The sequence below is a fragment of the Neobacillus vireti genome (assembly GCF_036962345.1).
In the GTDB taxonomy this organism is placed as follows: domain Bacteria; phylum Bacillota; class Bacilli; order Bacillales; family Cytobacillaceae; genus Neobacillus; species Neobacillus vireti_A.
In genome coordinates, this window is the sequence record NZ_JBALNB010000015.1 from 1 (window position 1) to 24,797 (window position 24,797).

General features: G+C 37.1%; 25 protein-coding genes and 3 pseudogenes. 20 read left to right on the forward strand and 8 right to left on the reverse strand.

The window, feature by feature from the left end; genetic code table 11:
- The 5 genes and pseudogenes from V7108_RS17810 to V7108_RS17830 form a co-directional block, all read left to right on the forward strand.
- Window positions 1–182, forward strand: a 182-nt coding sequence (locus V7108_RS17810) for a hypothetical protein (RefSeq protein ID WP_335568975.1), incomplete at its 5' end; no start/stop codon positions are given.
- Window positions 183–415: 233 nt separating this feature from the next.
- Window positions 416–853, forward strand: a complete 438-nt coding sequence (locus V7108_RS17815) for a MarR family winged helix-turn-helix transcriptional regulator (RefSeq protein WP_335568976.1) — start codon at window positions 416–418, stop codon at window positions 851–853.
- Between the two features lie 73 nt (window positions 854–926).
- Entirely contained in the window at window positions 927–1,871 is a 945-nt protein-coding gene (locus V7108_RS17820) for a ring-cleaving dioxygenase (protein WP_335568977.1), read from the forward strand.
- Window positions 1,872–1,922: 51 nt separating this feature from the next.
- Window positions 1,923–2,900 carry a ring-cleaving dioxygenase gene (locus V7108_RS17825; RefSeq protein WP_335568978.1) on the forward strand — a complete coding sequence of 326 codons (978 nt, stop codon included), beginning with the start codon at window positions 1,923–1,925 and terminating at the stop codon, window positions 2,898–2,900.
- Window positions 2,901–3,165: 265 nt separating this feature from the next.
- Window positions 3,166–3,391: pseudogene (locus tag V7108_RS17830) on the forward strand (transposase); the annotation flags it as partial.
- Between the two features lie 72 nt (window positions 3,392–3,463).
- Here the strand turns inward: V7108_RS17830 and V7108_RS17835 are convergent.
- The 3 genes from V7108_RS17835 to V7108_RS17845 form a co-directional block, all read right to left on the reverse strand.
- Window positions 3,464–3,919 (reverse strand): threonine/serine exporter family protein, encoded by a 456-nt coding sequence (locus tag V7108_RS17835; protein WP_335568979.1) that lies wholly within the window; start codon window positions 3,917–3,919, stop codon window positions 3,464–3,466.
- 12 nt (window positions 3,920–3,931) lie between these two features.
- Entirely contained in the window at window positions 3,932–4,675 is a 744-nt protein-coding gene (locus V7108_RS17840; RefSeq protein ID WP_335569122.1) for a threonine/serine exporter family protein, read from the reverse strand.
- Window positions 4,676–5,282: 607 nt separating this feature from the next.
- Complete coding sequence (locus V7108_RS17845) at window positions 5,283–6,731, reverse strand: GMC family oxidoreductase (RefSeq protein WP_335510073.1); 1,449 nt, start codon at window positions 6,729–6,731, stop codon at window positions 5,283–5,285.
- A gap of 263 nt (window positions 6,732–6,994) precedes the next feature.
- Between V7108_RS17845 and V7108_RS17850 the strand changes: the two are divergent.
- The 3 genes and pseudogenes from V7108_RS17850 (at window position 6,995) to V7108_RS17860 (ending at window position 9,815) form a co-directional block, all read left to right on the forward strand.
- A pseudogene (locus V7108_RS17850) lies at window positions 6,995–7,402 on the forward strand (MarR family winged helix-turn-helix transcriptional regulator).
- Between the two features lie 81 nt (window positions 7,403–7,483).
- Window positions 7,484–8,458: pseudogene (locus V7108_RS17855) on the forward strand (ring-cleaving dioxygenase).
- A gap of 343 nt (window positions 8,459–8,801) precedes the next feature.
- Entirely contained in the window at window positions 8,802–9,815 is a 1,014-nt protein-coding gene (locus V7108_RS17860) for a pirin family protein (protein WP_335568980.1), read from the forward strand.
- Between the two features lie 156 nt (window positions 9,816–9,971).
- On the opposite strand, the gene V7108_RS17865 is transcribed toward V7108_RS17860, so the two are convergent.
- On the reverse strand, window positions 9,972–10,463 hold the full coding sequence (locus V7108_RS17865; protein ID WP_335568981.1) for a hypothetical protein: 492 nt from the start codon (window positions 10,461–10,463) through the stop codon (window positions 9,972–9,974).
- Between the two features lie 234 nt (window positions 10,464–10,697).
- Between V7108_RS17865 and cdaS the strand changes: the two genes are divergently transcribed.
- From cdaS to wrbA, 11 genes are all read left to right on the forward strand, one after another.
- Complete coding sequence (gene cdaS, locus V7108_RS17870) at window positions 10,698–11,327, forward strand: sporulation-specific diadenylate cyclase CdaS (RefSeq protein ID WP_335568982.1); 630 nt, start codon at window positions 10,698–10,700, stop codon at window positions 11,325–11,327.
- Between the two features lie 31 nt (window positions 11,328–11,358).
- Complete coding sequence (locus tag V7108_RS17875; protein WP_335509037.1) at window positions 11,359–12,684, forward strand: glycosyl hydrolase family 18 protein; 1,326 nt, start codon at window positions 11,359–11,361, stop codon at window positions 12,682–12,684.
- Between the two features lie 205 nt (window positions 12,685–12,889).
- Window positions 12,890–13,291 carry a transcriptional regulator SpxA gene (spxA, locus tag V7108_RS17880; protein ID WP_335509036.1) on the forward strand — a complete coding sequence of 134 codons (402 nt, stop codon included), beginning with the start codon at window positions 12,890–12,892 and terminating at the stop codon, window positions 13,289–13,291.
- A 94-nt stretch (window positions 13,292–13,385) separates the two neighbouring features.
- A complete protein-coding gene (locus V7108_RS17885) occupies window positions 13,386–13,808 on the forward strand; it encodes a MarR family winged helix-turn-helix transcriptional regulator (protein ID WP_335568983.1) in 423 nt (140 codons plus the stop codon).
- Window positions 13,809–13,871: 63 nt separating this feature from the next.
- Window positions 13,872–14,270, forward strand: a complete 399-nt coding sequence (locus tag V7108_RS17890) for a DoxX family protein (protein ID WP_335568984.1) — start codon at window positions 13,872–13,874, stop codon at window positions 14,268–14,270.
- A 91-nt stretch (window positions 14,271–14,361) separates the two neighbouring features.
- Entirely contained in the window at window positions 14,362–15,300 is a 939-nt protein-coding gene (locus tag V7108_RS17895; protein ID WP_335509029.1) for a ring-cleaving dioxygenase, read from the forward strand.
- Between the two features lie 25 nt (window positions 15,301–15,325).
- Window positions 15,326–15,934, forward strand: a complete 609-nt coding sequence (locus V7108_RS17900; RefSeq protein WP_335509027.1) for a flavin reductase family protein — start codon at window positions 15,326–15,328, stop codon at window positions 15,932–15,934.
- Window positions 15,935–15,972: 38 nt separating this feature from the next.
- Complete coding sequence (locus V7108_RS17905) at window positions 15,973–16,917, forward strand: ring-cleaving dioxygenase (protein WP_335509025.1); 945 nt, start codon at window positions 15,973–15,975, stop codon at window positions 16,915–16,917.
- Window positions 16,917–17,531 (forward strand): alpha/beta hydrolase, encoded by a 615-nt coding sequence (locus tag V7108_RS17910; protein ID WP_335509023.1) that lies wholly within the window; start codon window positions 16,917–16,919, stop codon window positions 17,529–17,531. Before V7108_RS17905 ends, V7108_RS17910 begins: the two co-directional genes overlap by 1 nt.
- Window positions 17,532–17,555: 24 nt before the next feature.
- Window positions 17,556–17,978: a DoxX family protein gene (locus V7108_RS17915; RefSeq protein ID WP_335509021.1), complete on the forward strand. Its 423-nt coding sequence runs from the start codon at window positions 17,556–17,558 to the stop codon at window positions 17,976–17,978.
- Window positions 17,979–18,080: 102 nt separating this feature from the next.
- Window positions 18,081–18,692 (forward strand): NAD(P)H:quinone oxidoreductase, encoded by a 612-nt coding sequence (wrbA, locus tag V7108_RS17920; RefSeq protein WP_420489004.1) that lies wholly within the window; start codon window positions 18,081–18,083, stop codon window positions 18,690–18,692.
- A gap of 98 nt (window positions 18,693–18,790) precedes the next feature.
- Here wrbA and V7108_RS17925 read toward each other — a convergent pair whose 3' ends face one another.
- Genes V7108_RS17925 through V7108_RS17935 form a run of 3 tightly spaced genes read right to left on the reverse strand, consistent with a single transcriptional unit; the run spans window position 18,791 to window position 20,908 of the window.
- Complete coding sequence (locus tag V7108_RS17925; protein ID WP_335509017.1) at window positions 18,791–19,579, reverse strand: FAD synthetase family protein; 789 nt, start codon at window positions 19,577–19,579, stop codon at window positions 18,791–18,793.
- A 46-nt stretch (window positions 19,580–19,625) separates the two neighbouring features.
- Window positions 19,626–20,420 carry a 2-keto-4-pentenoate hydratase gene (locus V7108_RS17930; protein WP_335509014.1) on the reverse strand — a complete coding sequence of 265 codons (795 nt, stop codon included), beginning with the start codon at window positions 20,418–20,420 and terminating at the stop codon, window positions 19,626–19,628.
- 14 nt (window positions 20,421–20,434) lie between these two features.
- Window positions 20,435–20,908 (reverse strand): flavin reductase family protein, encoded by a 474-nt coding sequence (locus V7108_RS17935; RefSeq protein WP_335509012.1) that lies wholly within the window; start codon window positions 20,906–20,908, stop codon window positions 20,435–20,437.
- Between the two features lie 526 nt (window positions 20,909–21,434).
- On the opposite strand from V7108_RS17935, the gene V7108_RS17940 reads away from it, so the two are divergent.
- The gene (locus tag V7108_RS17940; RefSeq protein ID WP_335509010.1) at window positions 21,435–22,736 is read left to right on the forward strand and encodes an MFS transporter; all 1,302 of its coding nucleotides are present in this window, start codon (window positions 21,435–21,437) and stop codon (window positions 22,734–22,736) included.
- Between the two features lie 129 nt (window positions 22,737–22,865).
- On the opposite strand, the gene V7108_RS17945 is transcribed toward V7108_RS17940, so the two are convergent.
- Window positions 22,866–24,671, reverse strand: a complete 1,806-nt coding sequence (locus V7108_RS17945) for a V4R domain-containing protein (RefSeq protein ID WP_335509008.1) — start codon at window positions 24,669–24,671, stop codon at window positions 22,866–22,868.
- Window positions 24,672–24,797 lie beyond the last annotated feature (126 nt).

Here is a 24,797-nt window from a genome sequence, read left to right on the forward strand (position 1 = left end):
ACTTTCTTGACAGAAGACCAGAAAACTTGAAAATGGGGGATTTTTCTTTGCATAGTCGGAAAATATCCGCTTATTTACCCCGAAACGAGCACCATTCTGCATTTAACCGGAAAATCTCCGGTTATTTTATCTTTGCTGGTTACTCGATAAAGGACAAAGACATCCTATTTAAAAGAGAGTGAGTTTTTTCTCAAAATTCCAAGGAGAACCTCATATTGATGCATTACGGTGAACCGTATCACAAGTAAGTGGGGTTTTATATAAATAGGGTTTTTATCATTATTATCAAATCAATGGTTTTTTCATAAGAAGCAATTAAGCCATAATTGAATAAATATCTTGAATTCGAGATTTTTTTCTTGCATTCTATTCACTTGAGGTGTAAAGTGATAGTAACGAAAGGAAATGAGTCATATTGAGAAATAATACACTTGGTTCACTAATTTGGCTGCGTATTGCACGTTTTACACATCAAAGTAATTTATTATCAAATGATTTCTTGAAACAGTTTGGGATCACAGCTGCACAGTTTGATGTATTAAACCAAGTTTCGACTTATCAGCCGATCACACAAAGTCAACTTGCCGCGAAAGTAACGGTGTCGGAGGGCGGAATTTCACGTATGCTCACTAGACTTGAGCAAGAGGGATATATACAGCGTAAGCAGGACTGGAAAACCAAATGGATAACACTTACTTCGAAAGGGGAAGGTAAAATGCATGAAGTTTTTAAACATCAACTTACTTTCCAAACGTCCATTCTCAGTGAGTGCTTAGCAGAGGAAGAGCAAAAAACACTATACAAACTGATGACAAAGCTCCAAAAGCACACTGAGATTAAATTAGAAAGATAAGGATCCTTTTAATTGGGAATTATTATTTTTTCACAGTCACTTGACTAGTTAACTGAAGGGGATGAATAATTTTATGTATAAAATTCCAGGACATCATCACATTTCAATGATTACAAAAAATGCAAGTAAAAATAATCACTTTTACCGTCATGTGCTTGGGCTGCGTCGTGTGAAAGTGACGGTGAACCAAGATGATCCATCCATGTATCACTTATTTTTTGGAGATAAAACAGGCAGCCCGGGTACTGAATTATCATTTTTTGAAATTCCACTAGTCGGTCATACACATCGTGGTACAAATGCCATCACAAAAATTGGTTTACTTGTACCATCAGAAGCAAGTTTAGCCTATTGGAAAGCACGTTTTGAGGAACACGGTGTGACCAATAGTGACATTACAACGTATGCCAATCATCCAGCTTTACACTTTGAAGACTCTGAAGGTTTACGTATGGTACTTCTTGTCTCAAACGGTGCGAGAGTACAACACTGGGAAACGTGGGAAAAATCCGATGTTCCCAAGGAGCACCAGATTCAAGGAATGGGCTCTGTGGAAATAACGGTACGAAGAATTGATAAACTAGCAAGGACACTTACAGACATGTTTGGTTATACAGAGATAAGCCGAACAGATGACGAAGCGATTTTTCAATCCATAAAAGGAGAGGTTTTTGGAGAAATCGTTGTGAAATATTTAGAAGGCCCTTCTGAAAAACCAGGTCGCGGCAGTATTCATCATTTAGCGATTCGTGTAAAAGACGATGAAGAACTCGAATTTTGGGATAAGAAAGTACGAGCACGCGGCTTCCATTCATCTGGCATTGTGGATCGCTTCTACTTCAAGAGCCTGTATTTCCGTGAATCAAATGGAATTCTATTTGAAATTGCAACCGATGGGCCAGGGTTCACGATTGATGGAGATATTGAAACCCTTGGAGAAAAATTAGATTTACCGCCATTTTTAGAAGACCGCAGAGATGAAATTGAAAAAAATCTAACACCTATTGAGAAGTTTTAATGAACAAACCAGCTTACCATAAAAATTTGAATTTTTTAGGAGGAAATTATAATGAACCATCTAAAAGGAGTACACCACGTAACTGCGATTACAAGCAGTGCAGAAAAGAACTATGAATTTTTTACTTATGTTTTAGGTATGCGTTTAGTTAAAAAAACAGTCAACCAAGATGATATTCAAACCTATCATTTATTCTTTGCCGATGACAAAGGCAGCGCAGGCACAGACATGACATTTTTTGATTTCCCAGGTATTCCGAAAGGTGTACATGGTACAAACGAGATTTCAAAAACCTCTTTCCGTGTACCGAGTGATGCTGCATTAGACTATTGGCTAAAACGTTTTGATCGTCTAGAAGTCAAACATACTGGAATCAAAGAGCAATTTGGCAAGAAAACACTCTCTTTCGTTGATTTTGATGATCAGCAATATCAATTGACTTCAGATGAATTCAATAAAGGCGTGGAATCTGGTACACCGTGGCAAAAAGGTCCCATTCCACTAGAATATGCCATTACTGGTTTAGGTCCGGTATTTGTTCGTATTGCGAACTTTGATTACTTTAAAGAAATGCTGGAAAAAGTTCTATTATTTAAAGAGACTGCACAAGACGGTTCATTCCATTTATTTGAGGTGGGCGAAGGCGGAAATGGTGCCTCAGTTATTGTAGAATATAATGCGGTTCTTCCTCAAGCCCGACAAGGTTTTGGTACGGTTCACCATACGGCATTCCGTGTAGAGGATCGCGCTGTTTTAGAAGAATGGATTGAACGACTAAGTGGTTTTGGATTCCAAACATCCGGTTATGTAAATCGTCACTTTTTTGAGTCATTGTACGCAAGAGTGGCTCCGCAAATTTTATTTGAGTTTGCTACCGATGGTCCTGGTTTTATGGGAGATGAACCTTACGAAACACTTGGTGAAAAATTATCGTTACCTCCTTTCTTAGAGCCTAAACGTGAAGAAATTGAAAAATTAGTTCGTCCAATTGATACAGTGAGAAGTACGAAGGAACTCATCAAGGAATAAAAGGTAAAATATTCAACCAAACAGCTATTTATGAATAATCTCTAATAATGTGTTTAGCATGCTTTTAAATGTATCAGATGGTTCCCAGTGGATGACTAAACCACGAAAAGATGAGGCACAAAATAAGTCGGACATATATTAACTATTATGTGTTCGACTTTGTGTCAGCTTGCCTAGATTGTAGTATTAAAGCTAGGGAAAGGGTGAAACCGTAAAACTTTTCTAAAAGAGAATCCTTAGGTAGGTAAAAACTCTTTAAAAAAACAAGGTGTTCCAGAGTATGTCGCGAAAAGGAAACTGTTTAGACAATTCGCCCATGGAGAGTTTTTTCGGTTTATTGAAACAAGAAATGTACTATGGTGAACCACTGTGCTCTTTTGAGGAATTAAAAAAGAGAATTGAAGTATATCAATTATTATAATAACAAGCGTATAAAGCAAAAATTGGCAGGTATGAGTCCGGTTCAATACCGTAACCATACCTGCCAATAGCTGCTTAATATAAAACTCTAACTTTTGGGGGTCACATCAATTAGTAGGCTCTTTTTTCCTTTTTTCAATAACTTACTTGTGAAAACCATTTAAATGAATTTTCTTTCTTATTGTTAAAATCCGCATGACCGCTTCTGACAGCACCAGGCCAACAGCAATGGCACCTGCTGTCATAATGGCTTTTACGCCAATCTGAATTCCTAAGTTATAATGATCTTCAACAAAGTTTCTTGTTGCATCATAGGCTAAGCCACCAGGTACTAAAGGAAGGATACCTGAAATACTAAATACAATAACAGGAGTCTTGTAGATCTTCGCAAATATTTGGCTAATTACGCCAATGGAAAAGGAGGCGATTAAGGTAGCTTGCACTGTATTATAATCATGGTTCATCAACGTACTGTGTAAAAGTCTGCCTACCATACCAACAATGCAACATTGCAAGATATTCTTTTCTGGTATATTAAATATTACAGCAAAGGCCCCTGAAACAATAAAAGTACTCAATAGTTGTATAATCATGTCCATCTATTCCTCGATCTATTTAAAGAGTGAAAAAACAATCGCTGCACCAGCCCCAATGGCAAATGCAGTTAAGGCTGCCTCTGCACCTTTTGATAATCCAGAAACAAGATGCCCTGCCATTAAATCTCTTACAGCGTTCGTAATCAGAAGGCCAGGTACTAGCGGCATAATACTTGCGACTATAATATTAGATAGGTCCTGTCCCAAACCAATATATTTGAAGAAATAAGACATTAGACCCACAATTAGCGCTGCTAAAAATTCTGTAAAAAATTTAATATCTACTAAACGATCAATATAACTCACACAAGAAAAACCTGCACCACCGGCGAGGAATGCGGGAAAAAAGTCATTCCATTCCCCATTAAACATGACGAGGGAGAAGCCGCTCACGATGGAAGCTGAAATAATCTTTACATATAAAGGATATTTTAGGTTTCCTTTCTCGATTTTTCTTAAAGTAGAGTAGGCCTGCTCTGCTGAGATTTCCCCGCTGCTAATTTTCCTGGATATACTATTTACGATAATGACTTTGTATAAATCCGTAGACCGATTTGAAATTTGTACTAATTTGGTTTGTTCAGTTCCACTTAATGAAAATATAATTCCAGTCGGTGTCACATAACTGTTTGGGTTGTTTTTCCCAAAAGAACTAGCAATTCTCATCATTGTATCTTGAACTCGGTATGTCTCTGCTCCGCTTTCTAACATAATTTTTCCAGCAAGTAAACACAATTCTCCTAATTCATTAGTATTCATTCTTATATCCAACTGTTATCCTCTCCATTAAATGACATAAGACTATTGTTATCTTTCAACTTATTTGGGATTATATACATTTCAAGAAAATAAAGAATATATATATAAACACATGTTTGATTTGGTGAATATTCGGTGAAGATTTAGTATAGAAAAATAATTGAGATACTTAAATATTCGAAGGGTAATATTAAAGTTACTCCAATTTATTTGTTTTATATTTAGATTTATTAAGATAAAAATGGGGAGACCCCCAACTTTTTAGAATACCTCTCGAGGAAAGCGCCCGATTGTGGAAGACCGATTAATTGATTTCAACTGATGTTTATTGCAGAACTTTTTAGAATCAGATGTTTAAAAAACGTCTGATTTTTTAGTTAACAAAACTTGATGTTATAGGAAATTCAAAAAAATATTGGTTATCGTTTTAAGACAAAAAAAATTTCTAAAGAGGAAACAAAAGGAAGACGGGAATTCTTCTTTTTGCTTTATATATGAGAGGATTGAATGCTAAGATAATGATAAATACATTTATAAATCTATTAACATAATCTCAATTCTTCATTTTATAAAACTAAGAATTTTATAACATTTATTAGTTCAACACTCAACTAGACTGACGAAATATATGATCTGCAAGTCTAATGGCTAAAGCAGAGCCAGAAAGTGTGGGACCAGCTGCTGTAAGGGTTGGAAGAACACTGTTATCTGCAACATACAGACCCTGAACTCCATGTATTTGGCCATGACGGTTTGTTGCCGATGTTGCAGGATCATTCCCCATTCGACATGTGGAGGCCTCATGCATATCAGCACCCGGAGGTCGGAGCACTAATGAAGACTCATCAAGAGTCACTCCCATAGCTGCTGCCGATCGTCTAATTCCTTGTTCCACTTGTTCAGCTGTTTGACGATCTTTATTACTTAATGAATATTGCACTTGCTGCATTGGTACACCATATTCATCTTTTTGACTTTGTTCAATATATACACGGTTTTCACGTCTAGGTTCTACTCTTCCAAAGGTTGCATAAACAATCATCAACTGGTCTTTCAACTCTTTATCTTCGAATTGCTGGTAGGACCAATATTGGTCAGGACCAAGAATCTGAATTTGATAAGGATCCTCTTCAGTCTCAAATTTCAATATCGATAAATTACCGAGTCTATCAGAAAACTCTCTTCGACTTACTGTTCCTATTCCAATCATCGATACATGACCTGTTAAATAACGACCGATTGCATCCCCTTTTATGTTAGAGTTAAGCAATAAACGCGGAGTTTCTAGAGTACTTGCAGAAACCACTACATTTTTTGCCCGAATCGTATGGGATTTTTTATTAGCGTCATAAACATCGACACCAGACACTTTTGCCCCCTGAGTTCTGACTCGATAAACATAAGCGTCTACAGCAAGATCATAAGGGCGATCAAACAAGGCGGCAGCCATCGCATTAATCGAACTATACCAAGCATTGGAATGAACTTCTCCCTGCCTGGAAGGTGCTAAATCAAGAGCAAGCGGCATATCTTTTGCTTCCAAAATTCCAGCAGCATGGAGCCGCCTTAACATTCGTTCTTGTAAAGATGAACCTTTCGCCCAATCAGTTGTTACATTTAGTAATCTTTCTGCCATCCTATAATAAACATCTAGTTCATGGCGATTAATTGGCCATTCTCTCAGTTCTTCATCAATCGGTCTTGGAGTTGCGCAATTCCAAAGCAACGACCTTCCTCCTAAAGCATATATCATCGTAGCGCCAGAAAATTGAGGCAGGCGCTTACCTAGAGGTGTGGAATTGTATGCAATAAGTTGATCACGTGACGTGTTTACATTTTGTGTAGGGATATTTTGTCCATGGGAATGAAATAACTTATCTCCCTTTTCCAATATTCCAATCTTTTTTGCTCCTTGGTTTTTCCACAGCTGACAAAGTCTTTGTAAAGCAGCTCCCCCTCCAGGACCAGAACCTACAATTAGAACATCATATTCTGAGACTGACATTTCACTGAGAGTTTTGGTTGGAATCCAGTTATTCGCATATCGTATTACCACAATAGTCACTCCCTGTTCATGTTTTTCTTTTCATTAAAAGGTATGTACTACTGTTTATCCTATATACCAATTAATCTCCTGGAAATCCTAACTGCAAGTTTATTCTCTCGTATTATAGGAGAAGAAAAGTTCAGCATGAAATTTATAGACGGAATAAAAATATCTTTAATTCGAGATATTTTTATCGCCTTTTATTAACTTGAGGTGTAAAGTGAAAGTAACGAAAGGAAGTGAGCTGAGAAAAAAATACACTTGGTTCACTAATTTGGTTGCGTATTGCTCGATTTACACATCAAAGTAATTTATTATCGAATGATTTCTTAAAACAGTTTGGGATTACAGCTGCACAGTTTGATGTATTAAACCAGGTTTCGACTTATCAGCCGATCACACAAAGTCAACTTGCCACTAAAGTAACGGTGTCGGAGGGTGGAATTTCACGTATGCTCACTCGACTTGAGCAAGAGGGATATACAACGTAAGCAGGACTGGAAAACCAAATGGATAACCTTGACGAAGAAAGGGGAAGATAAAATGCATGAAGTTTTTGAACATCAACTTACTTTCCAAACGTCCATTCTCAATGAGTGTTTAACAGAGGATGAGCAAAAACACTATTCAATCTGATGACTAAGCTACAAAAACATGCTGAGAATAAATTAGAAAAATAGGGTTCTATTACTAGTGGTAAATGCGCGTCTATTAATTTTTTGCTTATCACTTGACTAGTTAACTGAGTGGAGGGATCATCTATGTATAAAATTCCAGGACATCATCATATTTCAATGATTACAAAAAATGCAAGTCAAAATAATCACTTTTACCGGCATGTGCTTGGGTTACGTCGTGTGAAGGTAACCGTGAACCAAGATGATCCATCGATGTATCATTTATTTTACGGAGATAAAACAGGTAGCCCAGGTACTGAATTATCGTTTTTTGAAATACCACTAGTTGGTCATACACACCGTGGTACAAATGCTATCACAAAAATTGGTTTACTCGTACCATCAGAAGCGAGTTTAACTTATTGGAAAGCACGTTTTGAGGAACACGGTGTAACCAATAGTGACATTATAACGTATGCCAATCACCCAGCTTTACACTTTGAAGATTCTGAAGGCCAACGTATGGTACTTCTTGTCTCAAACGGTGCGAAAGTAGAACACTGGGAAACTTGGGAAAAATCCGATGTTCCCACCCAGCATCAAATTCAAGGAATGGACTCGGTGAAAATGACGGTACGAAGACTTGATAAACTAGCAAGCACACTTACAGACATGTTTGGCTATACCGAGACAAGCCGTACAGATGACGAAGCGATTTTTCAATCCATTAAATGAGAGGTTTTTGGAGAAATCGTCGTGAAATATTTAGACGGCCTTTGTGAAAAACCAGGTCGTGGTAGTATTCATCATTTAGCGATTGGTGTAAAAGACGATGAGGAGCTTGAATTTTGGGACGAGAAAGTACGAGCACGTGGCTTTCATTCATCTGGCATAGTGGATCGCATCTACTTTAAGAGCCTATATTTCCGTGAATCAAACGGGATTCTATTTGAAATTGCAACCGATGGACCAGGTTTTACCGCTGATGGAGATGATATCGAAACACTAGGTGAAAAATTATCGTTACCTCCGTTCTTAGAGCCTAAACGTGAAGAAATTGAAAAATTAGTTCGTCCAATTGATACAGTGAGAAGTACGAAGGAACTCATCAAAGGGTAAAAGGAAAGGCTGTGTTATTATCAATTGTTGATTTTCGTGTAGGTATGAGATTGCATAGGCGGAGAAATTCCTGCTATTTATATAGAGGAAGCTTAAGAAGCAGAAATAAGCGGAGACATTCCGATTAACTGCTCTAAATAAGACAAAATCTAAAGACTTGGATAATATAAACGGAAAAAATCCCCTTATCTTTAAGGAAATATGGGTATTTCCCAATTTAGCCGGAATTTTACCGTTTATTTTCAAGCACAGTGAAATCAAGATTCAGTTATAACAAAGCCCAAGGAAAAATAGTAAACTTATTCAAACACAACAGGGTGGCTTTTAAAGGAGAGAAATAGAAATGAATAGTAAAATCATGAAAATACAAAAATTAGGATTTCCATGGGAGGCCGAAGATCCGTTTCTTATGACAGTACATCATAAAGATGCATATCCTTCAGGAAATGATCAGCAGGGTCCTAACGTTTCATTGGAAGGCAGAAATCTTGGCGAAGATTTTACGCTGCGTGATGGTTTTAGAATGTATCATGGCAAAACGGTTCCGGGATTTCCTGTACATCCCCACAGAGGTTTTGAAACGGTAACCGTCGTTCTTGAAGGTCTTATTGATCATTTTGATTCATATGGGTCCGTAGGACGATTTGGGAACGGAGATGTTCAGTGGATGACAGCAGGTAAAGGTGCACAGCATACTGAAATGTTTCCGCTCGTCCATCAGGACAAAGGCAACCCGCTTGAATTCTTTCAGATATGGCTGAATCTACCTGCAAAAGATAAATTCGCTGATCCTGAATATAAAATGTTATGGGCTGAAGATGTACCGGAAGTACAATCAGCGGCTGCTAATGGACAGAAAACGACCATAAGATTGATTGCCGGAAGTATGGAGGGCAAGTCTAGTTTAGAACCAAACTCTGCTTCTTGGGCAAACGATAAAAATCATCATGTGGGGATTTACGTTATTCATATGGAGCCGGATGCAGTCTTCACCCTACCATCAGTTTCAGAGACAATGACGAGAAATATTTACTATTATCAAGGAGATAAACTAAATATAGACGAAACAGCGATTGAAACGTACAACCGTGTAAAGCTTGCCGGTGATCAGGAAATCACGATTACTAATGGATCATCTGATAGTTATATGCTGCTCCTAGAGGGTGAACCGATACAAGAACCTGTCGTAAGCTACGGACCGTTTGTAATGAATACTGAGCAGGAAATTCGCAATGCATTCAAGGATTATCAAACTACACAATTTGGAGGCTGGCCGTGGGACCGTCCAGATCCTGTAAATAAGCGTGAGTCAGGAAGATTCGCACGCCATGCGGATGGAAGAGTTGAAAAAAGGTAACTACTATACATTGCAATTCGAATATCAGATACTATGTAAAAATAGTGTTTAATATTCGTTTTTTATACCCATTTTTTGAATTCGAATTACAGTAAGAACTATCCCAATTAAAAAGGAGAAAAGCCCGATAACCGGGTTTTTCTCCTTTTTATAAAACTAAGCTATTTTTTCCATTCTAATCATGAATTTTATATCTTCATTACGAACGTTTAATAATCTTTCTAGCACAGCCAGCTTAGCGTTTACTTCCTTGACTTCAAATACAGTAACAACATTTTTTCTCTTTAGGTTATTAATCATTTCTGATACCACTTGTTTAAAAGTTTGTGAATCAACTAATAAATATTGAATTAATTCGATTGCTGCTTCTTTTTCTTGTTTATTTTTAATGGCAAAAATACTTTGGACATCAGGCTCTATTACAAAAAGAGATTGTAAATCTTCTGAAATTCTTATAGTAACGTAACTTGGTTTATTTCCATAATACTCATTATCCCTAATTCGAATTAGATCAAGTCCTATCATAAATTCATAAAAAGAAGTGTTCTTATCAATACGAAACTCGTTAATTTCAATGTTTGATTTTTCTTCTATAAATATTTCTTTTTCAAATCTTGTTTGAATTACTTTTGATTCTAACATATTCATTTTTCTTACCTCGCTTTAAAAATATGATTATATAAAAAGTAACATGTATACTTTAAGTAACCTAAATACATTATAGTAAACATGAGAAAATAAATCAAATAAAGTTGCGTGAGATTATGTCGGAATGCTCATAAATAATTTTTAAACGCCAAACTAATACTATTTCTAACAAGTACTGTAAAAATGGAAGGGTTGTATTAAAGGCTTTTAGCTAATGGTTGGAGGAATATCTAAATGGAGAGTAATTGTGATTTTTCACCATTAAAGCAAAATTTGGAGGATGGTATTAAAAATATAATTAATTTACTCGAATCCAATTTAAATGTCTTAGATAACGAAAACTACTGTGTATTAGGAAGTCTAGAGGATGTAAAAGAACATTTAATGAAAATTGAATCGATGGCAGCCTCCTTTTATTTAAATTGCTATTTATCATCCTTTACTGATAAATATGATGATTTATCTATCGCTGCTCAAATCCTATCGAAGAACCGACATGGTGCACTTATTGTAGTGGAACGTAGTGATCCTGTTGGCACTCTTATCCAATGGGGAACAACAATAGGAGCACAGGTAACACCAAAATTATTGGGATCCATTTTTTATCCTGGAAATCCATTACATGATGGGGCAGTTTTAATACGAGGAAATACAGTCGTCTCTGCAGCAAATGTACTTCCGCTGACAACAGCAGTAACTGGAGATAAAAAAGTTGGAACGCGCCACCGGGCAGCCCTAGGAATATCCGAAAAAAGCGACGCACTTGCTCTTGTCGTTTCTGAAGAAACAGGGAAAATTTCATTTGCGTTAGATGGGAAACTATATCCAATAAACACAAGAAACCCTATTATGTTTCAGGCGTGAGAATGATTTTAAGGAATTAGGAGATAAATTTATGGTGAAAAAACTTAAATTGTTATTCATTGCAGTTTGTATCATTCTGTTGACCCCAAGTTTGACCAATGCTCAAGTCTTACATGAAGTGAAGCCTGGAGATAGTTTAAGTAAAATTTCAAAACAATATAAAATAAATAAAGATGAACTTGCAAAGGTAAATGGTGTAGCTAAAAATATTGGACTCGTTCCTGGACAGGCAATTCTAATACCGGGATCTACTTACATCGTACAGCCAGGAGACAGTTTTTGGGAGATAGCAAAACGCCATGCGATTAGTGAACAAACGTTAATGAATCAAAATGGTTTGACAAGTCGAGTCATTGTTCCTGGACAAAAACTGACTATCCCCCGTCCACCCAAAGTGGATGTTTGGACTGGAACCTACTTTGTTCCAAAAGATAAGAGTGCGAATACTTGGATGATTAATAATTATAAAAGTACCCTTTCTAGTATTTTTGTGTTTGAGTATAAACCTGATGTACAAGGTAATCTGATTGAAGTGCAAGAGAATGAAGCACATAAAATTGCATGGAAAAAGAATCTGGCTCCATATGCGACTTTATCCAATTTAAGTGAAAAGGGATTCGACCCTGAGCTAATCCATAAATTATTTAGTACGGATTGGCTGAGACAAAAATTTATTAACAATATCTATTCCCTATTGGATAGCCATCACTATAAAGGTGTTGTTATCGACTTTGAACAAGTTAGACCTAAAGATCGAAACCTCCTTAACCAATTTATTAAAGAATTAGCAGATAAACTCCATCCAGCAGGAATGGAGGTCATGATGGCTGTCCCGCCTAAAAAAGGAGACCAGGAGCCATCCTATTCTGCAGGTTATGATTATCAAACGCTTGGGAAGTATCTGGATCGATTATTTTTAATGACGTATGATTGGCATTGGCCGGGTGGACCATCAGGCCCAATCGCTCCCATTGATGAAGTAAAAGCAACACTTGATTATGCTGTATCCGTTGTAGATAGAAAGAAGTTAATGCTTGGAATACCTCAATATGCTTATGATTGGACAATAAAAGAGAAGAAACAGTCTGGAAAAGCTTATTCTACTCAGCATGCTTTAGATTTATTAACAGGCTATCAAAGTGCTGTTCATTATGATGAAAGGGCGGCAGCACCATGGTTTCGTTATGTAGACAGTAAGGGAGTATTACACGAGGTGTGGTTTGAAGACCCACGAAGCCTGCTTACTAAGTTCCGGTTAGTTGGACAATATGGACTAGGTGGAATGGGGTGCTGGCACTTAGGTCTAACGATGCCTCAAACGGAGAAAATGCTGCTAGAGGAATTTAATGTGCAATAAACCTGCTCCCCTTTATGAAAAATTACATAAAGGGGTTTTTATTATTATTTTATTATTTGCCGTTGACAAATGTATAAGGTGATATATAATAAAAATATCTCTAATTCGAGATAAAACAATTCGAGATACGCTGATTTAAGATAAATGGGAAAGCTAATGGATAGAAGTCGAACTGACGAAAAAACATAATAGGAGAGTGTTCATAATGGTAACTTTATATCTATCACCTAGTTGTACTTCATGCCGAAGAGCAAAGGCATGGTTTGACGAACATCAAATTCCTTACAAAGAAAGAAACATTCTTTCTGAAAAGCTTTCAGTTGATGAGATAAAGGATATCCTTCGTTTTACAGAAGATGGCACCGATGAAATTATCTCGACAAAGTCAAAAACATTCCAAAAGTTAAATGTAAATATCGATACGATTTCACTTGGAGAATTGTATACACTTATCAAAGAGAATCCAGGGCTATTAAGAAAACCTTTAATCCTTGATGAAAAAAGATTACAAGTAGGCTTTAATGAAGAAGAGATCCGGAGCTTTTTGCCGCGTAAAATGCGTGTATTCCAACTGGATGATGTCTATAATTTTGAAGAAGCTCAATAGAGAAAATTAGATAACAGCAATTTGTAAGTATGTATTGACAATATCTTTAATTCGAGATATATTAATTAAGGATATTTAATCAGGAGGTGTAAATATGGAAAGAAAATGTACAAATCAGCCTTTTTTACTGCTCATGCAAACCTCAAAAGCCATACAGGAACGGCTAAGAGATGAAATGTCCAAATTTAATCTAAGCATTACAGAGTTTTCAGTCTTAGAAGCACTTTTTTACCAAGGAAAACAAACCATTCAGCAGATTGGAAATAGAATCTTGATCTCTAGCGGTTCTATGACATATGTAATAGATAAACTTGAACAAAAAGGGATAATAAAACGAAATGACTGTAGAGAAGACAGGCGGGTTATTCATATTACTTTAACGGCTGATGGCATGAACATGATGGAAAACATCATGCCGAAGTATCAAGAATTGGTTGATTCTTTTTTTGGAAATTTAACAGATGATGAATCCGAGTTATTGGTCAACGCTTTAAAAAAAGTAAATAACAAAATTTAATCGTATTTTTTTTTGGTAAATATCTCGGAATCAAGATAAAAAGAAAATAGGAGGTCTAATTTAATGATAGGTATTGGATTATTAATGATTAGGTTAGTGATTGGGCTGTCGTTCATGGCTCACGGAGCACAGAAATTATTTGGCTGGTTTGGCGGTTATGGTTTAAAGGGTACAGGAGGATGGATGGAATCACTCGGATTAAAACCAGGTGTGACAATGGCTCTCATGGCTGGTCTGGCAGAATTAATAGGAGGATTATTGTTTACTTTAGGATTCCTTACCCCGCTTGCAGCGATCATGATTGCAGGTACAATGGTAATGGCAATTGTTAAGGTTCACGCTCAAAATGGTTATTGGTCCACACAAAATGGCTATGAATATAATTTGACAATCATTGCCGTTGTCATTGGGGTAGCATTGATTGGACCTGGTAAATATGCTTTGGATGCATTATTCTTCTAAATTATCTCGAATTAAAGAATCTCAATTTAAAATGTTTATCAATAAATTAATTAAAAAATAGACATCATACTATAAAAGGAGTGTCTTCAAAATGAGTAAGAAAACTATGGGAATACATCATATTACTGCAATTGTAGGTCATCCACAGGAGAATGTTGATTTTTACGCAGGTGTTCTAGGGCTGCGTTTAGTAAAACAAACGGTAAACTTTGATGATCCTGGCACGTATCACCTCTATTTTGGTGATGAAGGAGGAAAACCTGGAACCATCATCACCTTCTTCCCCTGGGCTGGAGCTCGTCAAGGAAAAATCGGCGGTGGTCAGGTAGGAGTAACCTCCTATGTTGTTCCCGAAGGTGCACTAGAATTTTGGGAAAATAGATTAGAAAAGTTCAAAGTCCCTTTTACGAAGACAGCACGATTCGGCGAACAATATTTGCAATTTGATGATCCACATGGTCTTCATCTTGAAATTGTGGAGAGAGAAGAAGGGCCAGTGAATGAGTGGAATTTTGGCGGAGTAACTCCAGAAGTTGCCATCAAAGGGTTTGGCGGAGCCACTTTATTATCCACTCAGCCTAATAAAACGGCTGACTTGTTAGAAAATGTTATGGGCCTTGAACTCGTGGGAAAAGAAGGAGAATTTGCACGTTATCGTTCTTCAGCTGATATCGGAAATGTCATTGATCTAAAATTAACTGTTAATGGACGCGGGCAAATGGGTGTGGGAACTGTACATCATATTGCTTGGCGGGCTATTGATGACCAGGATCAATTGGATTGGCAAAAATATGTTGCAGCGAATGGTTACGGCGTCACTCCAGTACAGGACCGAAATTATTTTAATGCCATTTATTTTAGAGAACATGGGGAAATCTTATTTGAAATTGCAACCGATCCTCCAGGCTTTGCGCATGATGAATCACAAGAAACAATGGGCGAGAAATTAATGCTGCCTGAACAGTATGAGCCACATAGAGGACAAATTGAACGTGGGTTGCTATCATTTCAAGTAAGAGAACTAGACTAATTTTATTAGGAAAGGGTATGATTTCTTGCTTTCAATTGATCCAGCCTCATTGTCCGAAAGAGAAAATTATAAATTTTTAACTGGCAGTATTATTCCAAGACCGATCGCTTTTGTTACCACGCTTTCAAAAGATGGAATTTTAAATGGTGCACCTTTTAGTTATTTTAATATTGTTTCATCAAATCCCCCGATGGTTTCGCTATCAATTCAGCGTACAGAGGGGCAGCCAAAAGATACAGCGAGAAATATTCTGGAGTCCAAAGAATTTGTGATTCACATCGTTGATGAACAAAATGTTGAAAAGATCAACCAAACAGCAGCAAGTCTTCCTGCTGATGAGAGTGAAATAGAATTAGCTCAACTAACACCTATAGAAAGTGTGAAAATTTCTGTACCCGGCGTAAAGGAGGCCAAAATTCGTATGGAATGTTCATTAGAGCATTCCCTTGAATTAGGCGGTTTGGATTCACCTGGGTGTGACCTTATAATAGGAAGAATTGTTCAGTTTCATATTGAAAATGACATTTATGAAAAGGGAAGAATTGACCCTAGGGGCTTAGCGGCTGTTAGCCGGCTGGCTGGAACCAACTATGCAAAAATCGGCGAGCTGTTTTCTATTAAAAGACCTAAATAAAATAGTAAAAAAGCCTGAGGTGAAACGGAGGGAATACAATGCAGAAGACATCTGGCATCCATCATATCACAGCGATGGTCAATGACGCTCAAAGAAATATTGACTTTTATGCTGGTGTACTTGGGTTAAGGCTTATTAAGAAAACAATCAACTTCGATCGTCCTGAAGTGTATCATCTCTATTTTGGAAATGAAATGGGTGAGCCGGGAACGGTTATTACCTTCTTTCCTTGGGAGAAGCAGATAAAAGGGCGAATTGGACAAGGGCAGGTCGGAGTAACAAGTTATCTCATCCCAAAAGGCAGTTTTCCGTTTTGGGAGAATCGATTGAAAAAATTCAATATTGAAACGCATGTCTCTAATCGCTTTGGAGAAAAGTATCTTTCCTTTCAGGATCCAGATGGCTTGCTGCTGGAACTTGTGGAAAGAGAGGAAGGACCGATCAACTCTTGGAGTTTTGGCGGTGTCCAAGCAGAAAACGCAATTATAGGTTTTGGTGGTGCGATTCTTTACTCTGCTCAGCCGCATAAAACAACAGAAGTCCTAGAAAATGTAATGGGCTTAGAATGTATTGGTCAAGAAGGTGATTTTCTAAGATTTAAGGCAGAGGGACATATCGGAAACACTGTCGATATTCAGCTGAATCCAACTGTGCGGGGCCTAATGGGGGCTGGCACTGTTCACCATATAGCCTGGAGAGCGAAGGATGAAGAGGATTTACTCAGATGGAGATCACTTCTCCAAGACAAAGGCTACTATCCAACAGAAATTCGGGAACGAAACTATTTTAAAGCAGTGTATTTTCATGAAGAAGGTGGCATTCTTTTCGAAATTGCTACCGACCCGCCAGGTTTTTCTGTAGATGAACCTGTCACTGAACTTGGAGAAAAACTTATGCTGCCATCTTGGCTAGAATCTAAACGAGAAGAATTAGAAGAGACTTTACCGCCGGTAGAGGTTCGAGTTCTGGAAGGAGATAAATAATGAAACATATATTCAATAAGGGAAAAAATCCGTCAAAGCCAACGTTGTTACTGCTGCATGGTACAGGAGGAAATGAATTAGACCTGCTGCCACTTGCAGGAATGATTGATGATGAGGCAAATGTATTAAGTGTTCGTGGAAACGTATTAGAAAACGGCATGCCTCGGTTTTTCCGCAGATTAGCAGAAGGTATCTTTGATGAGGAAGATTTAATTTTTCGAACAAAGGAATTGAACGAGTTTCTAGATGAAGCTGCCCAAAAGTATGAGTTTGACCGCGATAATATTCTTGCAGTGGGTTATTCAAATGGAGCCAATATTGCTGGAAGTTTATTATTTCACTATCAACATGCACTAAAGGGCGCGATTCTTCATCATCCAATGGTGCCGCGAAAAGGAATTGACCTGCCTGATTTAACAGGGAAAGCAGTTTTTATTGCAGCCGGGACGAATGATCCGATTTGTTCTCCGATGGAATCTACAGAGCTTCAGTCTTTATTAGAAAAGGCAAATGCGAAGGTAGAACTTCATTGGGAAAATAGAGGGCATCAACTAACGAGAGAAGAAGTAGAGGCTGCTGCAGCTTGGTATCAAAAGCATTTTATAACTAAATAAAAAAACTAACGGGGGAAATACTAGATGTTAAAACATGAAATTGGAGCACTTTTATTACGCATTACATTAGGAGCAATCTTTTTTATTCATGGAGTTGTAAAGTTTCAAGGCGGAATAGAAAACACGGCTGGCTGGTTTGAAAGTCTTGGCTTACCAGGAGTAACTGCATACAGTGTTGCATTACTCGAAATAGTTGGGGGCATTCTATTAATCGTTGGATTGGCAACAAGACTTGTAGGAGCTTTATTTGCCCTATTAATGATTGGGGCAACAGTAAAAGTAAAACTAGCAGTTGGATTTTTAGGAAATGGTCAAATGGCCGGTTATGAATTAGACTTAGCATTTTTAGCAATAGCAGTTTACCTTGCAATCAATGGGAGCAAGCTATTATCAGTTGGTCAATTGTTTTTTAAAAAGGAATCGAATGAGATAAAAAGAGCAGCTTAATAGTGAATGGAAATTTTAAAAAAAGAAAACAATAGGTGGTGTTACAAAATGGGTTTCTTATCTCGATTATTTGGTAATAAAACTGAAAAGGAGGAAGAAAAAATGACAAATGTAAAATTAGCCGTGATTTATTACAGTATGGGTGGAACAAATTATCAATTAGCAAGATGGGCAGAAGAGGGTGCAAAAGAAATTGGTGCCGAAGTAAAAGTATTAAAAGTGCCTGAACATGCTCCGCAATCTGCTATCGAAGGAAATCCTGTATGGAAAGCTACAGTTGAAAAAACAAAAGATGTACCAGAGGTTACATTAGATGACTTAGAATGGGCAGATGCGATTATTTTCAGTGTGCCTACTCGCTTCGGTAACATGCCGGCTCAAATGAAGCAATTCCTAGATACAACTGGGGGTCTCTGGTTTAATGGAAAACTAACGAATAAAGTGGTAAGTGCCATGACTTCTGCACAAAACCCTCACGGCGGTCAAGAGGCAACTATTTTATCTCTTTATACATCGATGTATCATTGGGGTGCCATTGTTGCTGCTCCTGGTTATACAGATCCCGTTACATTTGGAGCTGGCGGTAACCCATATGGAACAAGTGTAACAGTTGGTCAAGATGGAAAAATGATTGAAGATGTTCAAGCAGCTGTTAAACATCAAGCAAAGCGTACGGTTACCGTTGCTGAATGGGTGAAGAAAGCGAACCAATAAAATCTAAATCAAATTAAAAAGCTAATCGAAGCCTTTCGATTAGTTTTTTAAATGGAAAAGTTTATCTGTGTATTTCAATTTACTTTTACCAAGTATAATCAGCTTGGTATTGTTTCGAGTTGGTCAACCCATAGTATCGTTAATAAATTCGGCAGTGTGGACATTTCATTATGAATCTGAATATATCTATTACACTTCACAGTCGCCACACACTCAATAAAAGAATGCCGATCTTCAATTAATACTTTATAGCTGCCAACATTCGGTAACGAATAATTCGGCAGTAAACCGTTCTTTTGACAATACTTAGTTTTATAAAAATCACCTAATAGACTTGGTAATTCACTAAGCTTTCGTTCTGTTAAGTAGTTTCTAATTAAAGTCGAACTAATTTTTTTATTATTCCACTTTAGTTCTTCAACAACAGTTAGGCCTGCTCGCTGTTTAGCAGCATAAACTGCCAGTGTTTTAACAGTACCACTTGCTTTTGCTCCATATGTATAGTCGAAGCCGCAAATAATTTCCTGGGCATTCATACCTATAATATAATCATCTAAAAAATCGTTCGCTTCTACTTTAGCTAATTCCTTTGTAAACTCTACGATATAAAAAATGTCTACTTCAAGCCTTTCCAACTTTTCAACCTTTTGTTCTAGCGGCTCTAGATATGAGACTTCTTTGTCCGAAAATAACACACTTTTTGGATGCGGGAAAAAAGAGAGGACAGCTAATGATAAATTTTGTGCTTTTGCTTTTTCTTTAGCTGTTTGAATTACTTTTTGGTGCCCTAAATGCACACCATCAAAATAACCAAGTGCCATCGCTGCATGGGGAGCTGATTGTTTAATCTCTTGTAAGTTATTAGCATTCACATAGATTACCCTCATTGCGATTCTCTCCTTTTTCTTTTAATTGTGTTACACCATAAAATTTTTATTTTTTCACTACTGCCTTCGAAATGTTAATGCTTACTCTCCCGAGTATACCGAAGTCAACTTCAAATTCATCGCCTGTTTCAAAGGAAACAGCTTTTGATAGAGCTCCTGATAAAACAAACATGCCTGGCTCGATAGAAATGCCAAATGTACTCACTTCATTTGCTAGCCAAACAACTGCATTGAGTGGGTTACCTAACACGGCAGAGCTCGTTGCCTTGTCTAAAAATTCACCATTTTTCTTCACAACCATTGGGATATTAGTAATGTCTTCAATATCTTTAAGCAGCGTATGCTTTTCGCCTAAAATTGCACCTGCTGAAGAACCATTGTCCGCAACTGTATCCTCGAATTTTATTTTCCAATTTGCGATACGGCTATCGATTACTTCTACTGCTGGTATAACATAAGCCGTGGCATCGATTACATCTTGCGGTGTCACTTTTGGCCCTTTTAACTCTTTATTGAAAACAAATGCGATTTCAAACTCTACCTTTGGTTGAATAAAGGACTCAGCAACTAAACCATCTGCTTCGTCATATACCATCGTATCTAAAATAAAGCCGTAGTCTGGTGTATATACATTCAACATTTCCTGCATCGCTCTACTTGTTAAACCAATTTTTAATCCTTTTACTGTCGCCCCTTTGTCAATCTTTTGCCGAATTTGCGCTAATTGCACTGCATAAGCATCAGCAACTGTAATATTTTCATAGGTTTCAGTTAAGGGAGCGATTGGCTGTTTCGTACGTTCTGCTTCAAGCAATGCCTCAGCCATTATTTGAATATTCATAGAAAATTCTCCTTTTATGACTTAACTGTTTCTACCTCAATCAATTCACGATATTTACCACTGAAGAATAATAACGGATTTTTATCCTCAAGACGTAAATCGACTACTTTACCAATGAATAATGTATGGTCACCTTCTACATGTTGTGATACAACTTCACAAGCGATTTGAGCGATAGCCCCTTTTAGTACCGGCAGCTCAGCTAACGTTTCAAATTCTACTGCTTCACCAGGCTTCCCAGCAAAATGACGTGAATAATGCTCTTGGTCTTCCGCTAAAATATTTACAGTATATTTTTTAGACTGTGAAACTTTCTCTAAAAATTTTGCTTTATGTCCAATTGAGATTAAGACAAGCTTCGGCTCCAATGATACGGACATGAAACCGTTTGCAGTCATTCCATGTGTTTCTCCCTCGTTCTCAGTTAAAAGAACTGTTACGCCTGTGGCGAACTTTCCCATTGCATCTCTAAATAATCGATCATCCATCCCAAATTCCTCCATTCTTAATCGAATGATTTAATCATAACGGAGTCTATTTAAAATTGTCATTGCTATTTTTATTGAAAATTGAGAAAAAAACAATAAAATTTATGCGAAAACAGATTTGAATTTTTTGTGAAAGATTTTTTAAAAAAGTCAGATTTGTCAATATATCTTAATGTAAAAATTTCAACTTTTTGGAATTAGAAATTTAATCGTTTCTTTCTTGTTCTCTTTCAAACCCAAATTAGTATCAATTTTTTTTTCTTGTAAATCTCTTTTTTTTCAAATAGAATTCATTTCATGGAAGATTCGTATACTGAATTTTCCCATTAAACACCATTATTGTTTTAAAGAAAGTAAAAAAAATGCTGAAATGAATGCATTTCTAGCAAAACAAATGGAGGTGTGAAATTATCCTAACATTTTATTGAAACCGCTAACAATTACCTTAAATAATTTCAGAAAAATCTAACAACTTGGTTGCGAAATGATGTGGATGGGAAAATACAGTAATACAAGGGGGATTTACATGCATATGCGTTGGGTTGTATTAGGATTTCTATTCTTGCTATCAGTTTTAAACTATACGGATAAATCAGTTTTAGGATTAGCCGCAGAACCAATCATGACTGAACTAAATCTATCTTACGATCAATTTGGTTTAGTAGGAAGCAGCTTCTTCGCTGCATACGCTGTCGGTAGTATTGTTTTAGGTACATTAACGTATCGCTTCAACTCAAAATATTTATTAATGATGATTGCTTCTGGATGGACAATTTCATTAGCAAGCGCTTATTTTGTAGAAACGTTAACACACTTAATTCTACTGCGTGTTGTCTTAGGTTTCTTCGAAGGTTCTACGCTCGGTTTTTGCCTGGTACACCTTGCACGCTGGTTCACTAGTGCACAACGTGGTGTCGCTACAGCTATTATGACTTCTGGTACAACAGTTGGTACGTATTTAGCTGCCCCACTCTTAGTTGCGGGGATTACAAACTTTGGCTGGCAGCATACTTTCGCATTGTTAGGGGTAGCAAGCTTTGTATGGGCACTGTTCTTCTTCTTTATGAGAGACGAGCCAAAGCAGCCGCTGGTCGAAGACGTAAAATCCTTAGCTTCTAACAAGGAAGTACCATTCAAGTATATTTTAAAAGTGTTAATCAACCCGTATGTATTGTCAATTTTAGTTGTAGGTTTCGTGTCAATGTGGATTACAACTTGGGTTCTTACATGGGCACCAACCTACTTAACACAAATCGTTGGTCTTGAGCAGCAAAGCATGAGCATAATCTTCGCTGGAATGGGAATTACAGGTACAGTTTTCGCAATTTGTGCAGGTAAATTTACAGACGTCTTATTCAAGAAAAATAAAAGCCTTATCAAATCTTATGATCGTGTATTGGTTACAGTATTACTTGTTGGTGCGGCCTCTTACTCAATGACAACAATCGTATCTTCACCAGTCTTAGCATGTATCTTCTTAGGGGTGGGCTTAGTAATGAACACAAGCTTATTACCGTTAAATGCTGCCATTAAAACGTTAATCATTCCGAAAAACTTAGTAGGCAGTGTAACCGGTATTTCATTATCTATTGCAAGTATGGCTGGTATAATTGGACCATGGATTACCGGTTACTTAATTACTCTTGCAGGCGATGACGTTCGCTCTGGCTTCAACTCAGGGGTATTAGTGATCGTTAGTTTATATGTTGTATCCGCAATCGTGTTATTAGCTACACGTAAATTAAAAATTACAACAACTGAAAATGAAGAGGCACTTCGTACTACGGAAGAAAAGAAAATGAGCCTAGATGTTTCTGTAGAACAATAAACCCCAACATGATTTTTCCCATCAAAAAGACTGTAGACGAATTTAAAAAATAAGTTTGTCTACAGTCTTTGTTGTTAATAGGGGAATTCACTATTTGCAGCTAATATACCCACTTTAAACCTCGTTATTTTATCGTGCAAATTCCTCAAAGCATAAACTATCTGACAATATTAGCGCTTGAATCACTAATAAAGTATACGCTGCCGTTGAGGCGTTTTTTAGTGAAATTTGCAGCAGCTCTTCAATTTGCTTTATACGATATTGGATACCGCCGATTGATAACGTCAACTCATCCATCGTTTCTTTTAAGCGCTGGCTATTTAATAAATAGACGTAAAGCGTGTACAATAGCTCCTTTTTACGAGGATCGTCGAAATTGTATAAGTCTTTTAACGTCTTTTTCGCCATTTCATGGAGCTGTTCGATACTCATGTTTCTTACGATATCGCCAAGCATTCCTAAATCTTCGTAATCTGTCAGCAACTTTTGATTTGGGAAGCGCTGTGCGACACGCGCCTCTTGCAGGGAACGTTCGAAATCTTTAAAGTTGCTAAACGTTCCGCTAAGGCCGATTGAATATTTAAAATTGCTGTTTTGCTTCTCCATTTTTTGAAAAATTTTCGTGATTTTCTTTTGCCAGCCTTGTTTATCGCTATTTAGTGAGTTAAGGAGAGCAATTTCTTCCCCGAGTACTGCAAAAATACAAGGTAAATCCGACTCTTTTGCCAACTTTGACAGCTGTGTGAGCTGATCATGAATGTCAATAATTTCGTTATTTTTCTTTTTCTTTTTCACACTAATAATACCTGTCGAAAACGGCGGCCGAAACATAAACGGTAAAAACTTATAGTAAGATTCGATATCTTTAATATTTCGATTATGAATTAAGCGCTCTAATAGCGAGCTGCGCATACGCTGTTGCTCTTCAAACTGCGCCTCCTCGTATAAAATACATAACGCCACGACCGTCGAAATACGCTCTAAAAATAAGTGATCGTTTTCATCCATACTCTCTTCATCAAAGTAAAAAAAAGAACAAGTGGCATAATTTTTTTTATTAATAAGAACGGGTGCCGTCAACTTCCAATATTTAGTGCCTTTATAATGCGAAACGTTGTGCTTATCATCAAAATGCGATAATTTCGCCTTATCTTTTTTAATTACGATCTGCTGTTCTTCGGTTAAACCAATTTGACTTAACGGACTGCCGTGAATATCCTCAATTAAAACCGGGATGTTCAACAGCTCATACGCTGCCTGTACAATTTCATCCATTGAATGCTTATCTGTTACTTTTTGTGTCAGCTGACCATGAAACATCGAAATTTTTTCGAGCATTTGCTTATGATGCAAAAGTGCATCATATGTCATTTCAAGCTCAGATAAAATGTTGTCGTTTAGATAAAGGTGAATAAGATCCTCCTTCTCTTTGAGCCAATCGCGCTCCAAACGCACTTTAAACTCGCAGCATGGATCACCTTTTGCGACGCACTTGTACTCAACGGCAATAATTGACTCGCCAAACTCATATGTCAATGCACCACTCGCAAAGCCGCATAACATATGACAAACACATTCATTTGCTAAACCGTAATTTTTAAGGTGTAATGCTGCTTCGAATGATTCTATCCATTGTCCCCACGTATCGATACATTCAATTGTGCCGTCCGGATGGCGCACAATTTCCCCCATGAAAATAACATCTTTTACGTGACCTAAGCGCGAATGTCTTTTGCCGACAGGACTCATCGAGTTTTTATTTTGCATTCTATTTTTTGCTGATTCCATCCCAAACTCTTTACCAAATCGGAATAAAAAACCTTTCGTTTTATGAGAGCCAATGTTGTTAAATAAATTGTTTTTTAATGTGTGGAAGGCATTTGCCGACATTAAAATATTTTTTGTTTCGCTAGAATCAAATGCAATTTCACTCATTAAAGTCACATCCCCTAGGTTTTTCTATTTACCATGTTACTAAAGGTAAAAACACTTTTCAATAAATTTTAATGATTCAAACTATTCATTCAATAAAAATCGCTATTATGTTTGGATTTTTTTACA